A 6,056-nucleotide genomic window follows, 5' to 3' on the forward strand; every position below is an offset into this window, starting at 1 on the left:
AAGATTCACCTATCTGAAACGCTTCCCAGTCAGATTTAGCCAACTCGCGTGCGATCGCCAGTGCTTCTGTCATCTTCTGCCATTTTGGTAAAAGCAGCATCAATTTCTGCTAGTTTTTGAGCAGCTAATTCACATTGTAAAGCACGAGTAAGAAATTTGTTGTTACTCAACGTTGGGAGAATACTGAAATCTTCCAGACAATCCTACATTCAAAGGATGATGTTTCTGACTCTATTATGACATCAACTCCACTCAGGGATTTTCAAAAAATAGGTAAGTCGGCACCAACAATAATTATGGGTTTGTAGTCAAAATGCATGCGTTCGCCCAGGGCGTGCCGCAGGCATAGACAGCGCTACTACAAACGAAATTGGCAGAATTTTAAGTTTATTTACACATTTATGTATTTTCTTGCTATCTTACTTAAATTTTCTATCTTGTAGGTTGGGCCTCCTCACCCGTCCGTTCCACAAAACAGGCTAGGAGCAATATTCTACAAGAAAAAATCAAGAATTTTCAATTTTGAATAACAGAAACTATCACCGATCGCCGGTCACTGGTCACTGGTCACTGTTCACTGGTCGTGGTAGAATCTTCTACACAAGCTAGGGGTGCCTGCATGAAAAGGCTGAGATTACACCCTTAAAACCTGAATCCGGGTAATACCGGCGGAGGGAAGCTGTTTATAGAGGTAATCAAATATATGCGGACAGAATGGGTTGCCAAGCGGCATGGGCATAGCAATGTAACACAAATGCATTATGCCCGTCAGGGTGTCATCACCGAAGAGATGCACTATGTTGCCCAACGGGAAAATCTTCCCGTCGATCTGATTAAGGACGAAGTGGCACGGGGACGCATGATTATTCCAGCTAACATCAACCACACCAATTTGGAACCAATGTGTATTGGCATTGCTTCCAAATGTAAGGTTAATGCTAACATTGGCGCGTCTCCCAACTCTTCCAATATTGAGGAAGAGTTATCAAAATTGCATTTGTCTGTGAAGTACGGTGCTGATACTGTCATGGACTTATCCACTGGTGGTGGTAATTTGGACGAAATTCGCACTGCCATTATTAACGCTTCACCAGTACCAATTGGAACTGTACCAGTGTATCAGGCGTTGGAAAGTGTCTACGGTAAAATGGAAAACCTGACACCAGACGACTTTCTTCAAGTCATAGAAAAACACGCCCAGCAGGGAGTCGATTACATGACTATCCACGCCGGGATTTTAATTGAGTACCTTCCTTTGGTAAAAAATCGCATCACGGGTATAGTCTCTCGCGGTGGTGGTATTTTGGCAAAGTGGATGCTGCACCATCACAAGCAAAACCCGCTTTACACCCATTTCCAAGACATCATTGAGATTTTTAAGAAATACGACGTGTCATTCAGCTTGGGAGACTCACTGCGTCCTGGTTGTCTCCATGATGCTTCTGATGAAGCACAACTAGCAGAACTAAAAACCTTAGGACAATTGACTCGCAAAGCTTGGGAACATGACGTACAAGTCATGGTCGAAGGTCCGGGACACGTTCCAATGGATCAGATTGAGTTTAATGTCAAGAAACAAATGGAAGAGTGTTCTGAAGCACCCTTCTACGTACTGGGACCGTTGGTAACCGATATTGCCCCCGGTTACGACCACATTACTTCCGCAATTGGGGCTGCAATGGCTGGTTGGTACGGAACAGCTATGCTGTGCTATGTTACACCAAAAGAACACTTGGGTTTGCCCAACGCCGAAGATGTACGCAACGGTTTAATTGCCTACAAAATAGCAGCTCATGCAGCTGATATTGCCAGACACCGTCAGGGTGCAAGAGACAGAGACGATCAACTCTCCCATGCTCGTTATAATTTTGACTGGAACCGTCAGTTTGAATTATCTCTCGATCCCGACAGAGCCAAAGAATATCATGACGAGACCTTACCAGCTGACATCTACAAAACGGCTGAGTTTTGTTCGATGTGCGGTCCCAAGTTCTGCCCGATGCAAACTAAAGTTGATGCTGATGCACTCACAGAACTTGAGAAGTTTTTGGCAAAGGATAAGGTAGTGGTTAGTGGTTAGTTGTTAGTGGTTAGTAGTTAGTAGTTAGTGGTTAGTAGTTAGTAGTTAGTGGTTAGTTGTTAGTTGTTAGTGGTTAGTGGTTCTTAGCAACCAACTACTAACTACTAACTACTAACCACCAACAACTAACCACCAACTAACTCCCGATACCTCTGTTGAATATCCTCAATTGAGAACACGGCTTCAAACTGCAGCCCTACAGATTGATAAAATTCCGCTCCGCCTTGTTTGCGATCGACTAACGAAATCACGCGATTCACAGCGTACCCTGCAGCTTGCAACCGTTCAACGGCTTTCATAGCGGATTTTCCTGTAGTTACAACATCTTCTAAAACGACGACTTTTGCACCTTCCGGTAAATTAGGACCCTCAATATACGCTCTCGTTCCGTGTCCTTTTGCTTCTTTGCGAACTATAAGCGCTGGAATTGGTCTATTTTCATAGGCAGAAACAACACTCACCGCACTGACAATCGGATCTGCTCCCAATGTTAAACCCGCAACTGCTTGCGTATCTATTGGTAGAAGTGATAGAAGAAGACGACCAATTGCCAATGCACCTTGAGGATGCAGCGTAACTTGTTTGCCGTTGATGTAGTAAGAACTCTGTTGCCCGGAACTTAGAACAAAGTCACCCTCCTGATATGCCAGTTGACAGAATAAATCGAGCAAGTGTTGGCGTAGGGTTGCCAAATCAGTAGTAGCAGCCCAGATAGTTGACTGGGTAAATGTTTCGGCTTGATAAGTCATGACAGCAGGTAAAAAATTATGCTACACCAAGAGGATGAACTCTGAAGAGTTCTGAAATTAAGCATAAGTTAAAATTCGCACAAATGTTGAGGAGCGATGAATGATGAGTAAAAAATTTAAGTCCCTTGGTGGTTTATTGGTGTTACTTGCTACTATAAGTTTCCCAGCTGTTGTCACCGCCGAAACTGAAACACCTGACTATGAATCAACCAACGATGTCTTTGAACGGGCTTTTTTCAAAAATGACCCCAATTTTTATCGCAACCAGTCCATCTGGCGTCAGATAGACTTCATATTGGGTAAAGGGTCTTTACTACGCAATTCATTTCCAGAACATGAAATTGCGCGAGATGCTGAATTAATGAATATCCTGTATCGCGATGCTCTTAACCAGCAAGCAACTCACGATCCCTATATTCGGACTCCAGATTTACCAAATCCTTACACTTCGTCTGTACTGATGTCCCCTGCACTGAACTCTAGCAAGCTCAGAACGGGAACTGAGTTTAGATTTGAAACTAACTCTCCACGATAGCGATCGTTCCTCGGTTCTCTCGTTTCCACTCTTGTCATGCACCTTTACCCGAATGCGCGAGGCGGAGCCTCGGCGAAGGCATTCCCAGCCTGAGGCTGGGAACGAGGGATTTGTCATTGGTCATTGGTCAAGTGTCATTAATGTTTATACAAAGGACAAATGACAGAGGAAAAATGACTAATAACTAAATCCAGGGTGCAGGAGTTGAACCTGCCTGGGGCGAATTATGAGTTCGCTGCCTCAACCGCTCGGCCAACCCTGGTTAAATCTTATTAAGCATAGCATATGTTCGCAAAACATGACAACTCAGAGGGAACATATTAAATTGGAATCATATCAGATTTTTATACTACATAATAATTTGACAGTAACACAGGGCAGACTAATATTGATTATGTGCTTTTCAGCTTGAAGTTAATAACTTCAATATTTTTGAATATACCAGTATTCTTTGAGTTATATCTTATGAAACTGAATTCTACAGTACTTTTAACTTTGATTTTGTTAATCTTAATGTTGGGGGCTGGTTCTATAAGCGCCTTTTGGGGTTTTACTTTGGGTAGCGCTGCTTTAAAAGGTGTGACTACACCTGATGCCCGTCCTACTCCTAAGTTCACCATCGGTAAGTCAGCTACTGCACAGCAAGCAGGGGTCGCACTGCTTAGGGAAGATGAAATTCTAAAACTTGTCAAGGCAAGGATTGACGGCAAAAAAGCTACTAAAATCGTAAAGCTAGATAAAGACAATGAGGAAACGAAAAACACCAGGCTTAAACCAGAGCAAAAACCTGTAGAAGTTGCTGAAGAAAAGCCACAGCAAGGATTTCCAGTGAATTCGGAAAGCGAAGGTGTCAGTATGTCAGTACAATCTGCTCGCTATTCTGGGGGTGCCTTGCTTTTAAGGGTGAAGATGCAGAACAAGGGTAAGGATTCCGTGCGCTTCTTGTACAGTTTCTTAGATGTTTCCGATGACAAAGGACGAACATTAAGCGCCAGTACGGAGGGATTGCCTTCAGAACTACCTGCTAACGGACCAACATATTCTGGTACGATAAGCATTCCTTCAGCTGTGCTTGACGATGTGAAAAATATTTCACTTTCTCTAACGGACTATCCGGAGCAAACGCTGAAGCTACAGGTATCTAATATTCCTGTAAATAGATAAGTGTTAGTGGTTAGTAGTTAGTAGTTAGTTGTACAACTAACTACTAACTACTAACTACTAACTACTAACTACTAACTAACACAAATTTTCATTAGGGGCGTCAGTTTAACACGAGCTTGGGCGTGAGTGGTTTTCCGAATTTAAGTTGGACAGATGTAGGGCTGCGGTTGTTGTCAGTACTGCTGCTCATTGCTATCAATGCATTTTTTGTAACAGCTGAGTTTTCAATGGTCACATTGCGGCGATCGCGTATCCGTCAGTTAGTTGAGTCAGGAGATATACAAGCGATCGCAGTTGAGAGTTTGCAACGCAGCATTGATCGATTGCTATCTACAACACAATTAGGCATCACCCTTTCAAGCTTGGCACTTGGTTGGATTGGGGAAAGTACAATTGTCACCCCAATCCAATTATGGCTGCTATCTTTGCCTTTACCTCATGGTATGAGTGGCATAGTTGCCCATTCTTTATCAATCCCAACTGCTTTTGTTTTCATTGCCTACTTACAAATAGTTTTGGGAGAACTTTGCCCCAAATCGGTTGCTATGCTGTACTCAGAACAGCTAGCTAAGTTTTTGGGACCATCTATTAGAGCAATTGTCAGATTCTTTAACCCCTTTGTTTGGATACTCAATCAATCCACTCGCTGGTTATTGAGATTATTGGGTATTCAATATACAGGTCAAAGCTGGCGATCCCCCGTAACGCCTGAAGAACTGCAACTGATCGTTTCTACAGAACGAGAATCTACGGGTTTGCAGGAGGAAGAAAGAGAATGGTTGAATAACGTCTTTGAATTTGGGGGAGTGACCGTACAAACAGTTATGATTCCGCGTCCTAGGATTATAGCGCTACCCAAAAATGCCACTTTCATCACTTTTTTGCAAAGCATGGTAGCCACCGGTCACTCTTGCTACCCAGTCGCTGGTGAATCTTTGGATGATATTCGGGGTCTTGTCTACTTCAAAGACTTGGTAAAACCCCTAACAGTAGGAAAACTGACCTTAGAAACGCAAATTCAGCCTTGGTTGCGCCCTGCTAGATTTGTACCAGAACACACCCCATTAAGTGAACTATTGCCAGTGATGCAGCAGGAAAAACCAGCAATGGTGATAGTCGTGAATGAATTTGGTGGTACTGTGGGACTGCTGACCATTCATGATGTTATCGCCCAGATTATTGGCGAACCGGAAGAATCAGAAAATACAAATGATTTGCTAATCGAGATTTTGGATGAACAAACATTTCTAGTGCAGGCACAAATCAATCTAGAAGACCTCAATGAGGTTTTGCATTTTCATTTGCCATTGAACAGAGAATATCAAACTTTAGGGGGTTTTTTGCTTTACCAATTGCAAAAAATTCCTATTCTTGGCGAAACCTTCCTGTATGACAATCTTGAATTTACAGTAGTGTCAGTTAGCGGACCTCGTTTGCATCAAGTACAGATACGGCGACTTGAGGATGGGAGTAGGGAGTAGGGGGTAGAGGGTAGACAAGGGAGAGGAGGAGACAAGGAGGACAAGGG

Annotated in this window: 6 protein-coding genes, 1 tRNA gene and 1 riboswitch; of the genes, 4 read left to right on the plus strand and 3 right to left on the minus strand. The window is 43.1% G+C overall.

What is annotated here, in order from left to right; translation table 11 throughout:
• Window positions 1–35 precede the first annotated feature (35 nt).
• Window positions 36–170, minus strand: a complete 135-nt coding sequence (locus tag F7734_RS65585) for a hypothetical protein (RefSeq protein ID WP_279239792.1) — start codon at window positions 168–170, stop codon at window positions 36–38.
• Between the two features lie 427 nt (window positions 171–597).
• Window positions 598–694, plus strand: a riboswitch (TPP riboswitch).
• A 9-nt stretch (window positions 695–703) separates the two neighbouring features.
• On the opposite strand from F7734_RS65585, the gene thiC reads away from it, so the two are divergent.
• Entirely contained in the window at window positions 704–2,080 is a 1,377-nt protein-coding gene (gene thiC / locus F7734_RS33745) for a phosphomethylpyrimidine synthase (RefSeq protein WP_155748896.1), read from the plus strand.
• Window positions 2,081–2,205: 125 nt separating this feature from the next.
• Here the strand turns inward: thiC and pyrE are convergent, their stop codons facing one another.
• Entirely contained in the window at window positions 2,206–2,829 is a 624-nt protein-coding gene (gene pyrE / locus F7734_RS33750; RefSeq protein ID WP_155748897.1) for an orotate phosphoribosyltransferase, read from the minus strand.
• Window positions 2,830–2,932: 103 nt separating this feature from the next.
• On the opposite strand from pyrE, the gene F7734_RS33755 reads away from it, so the two are divergent.
• Complete coding sequence (locus F7734_RS33755) at window positions 2,933–3,364, plus strand: hypothetical protein (RefSeq protein WP_155748902.1); 432 nt, start codon at window positions 2,933–2,935, stop codon at window positions 3,362–3,364.
• Between the two features lie 189 nt (window positions 3,365–3,553).
• Here the strand turns inward: F7734_RS33755 and F7734_RS33760 are convergent.
• A tRNA-Ile gene (locus F7734_RS33760) sits at window positions 3,554–3,626 on the minus strand.
• A 203-nt stretch (window positions 3,627–3,829) separates the two neighbouring features.
• On the opposite strand from F7734_RS33760, the gene F7734_RS33765 reads away from it, so the two are divergent.
• A complete protein-coding gene (locus tag F7734_RS33765; RefSeq protein ID WP_155748898.1) occupies window positions 3,830–4,528 on the plus strand; it encodes a hypothetical protein in 699 nt (232 codons plus the stop codon).
• A gap of 122 nt (window positions 4,529–4,650) precedes the next feature.
• A complete protein-coding gene (locus F7734_RS33770) occupies window positions 4,651–6,009 on the plus strand; it encodes a hemolysin family protein (protein WP_166482314.1) in 1,359 nt (452 codons plus the stop codon).
• Window positions 6,010–6,056: the final 47 nt, after the last annotated feature.

It is taken from the genome of Scytonema sp. UIC 10036 (assembly GCF_009725235.1).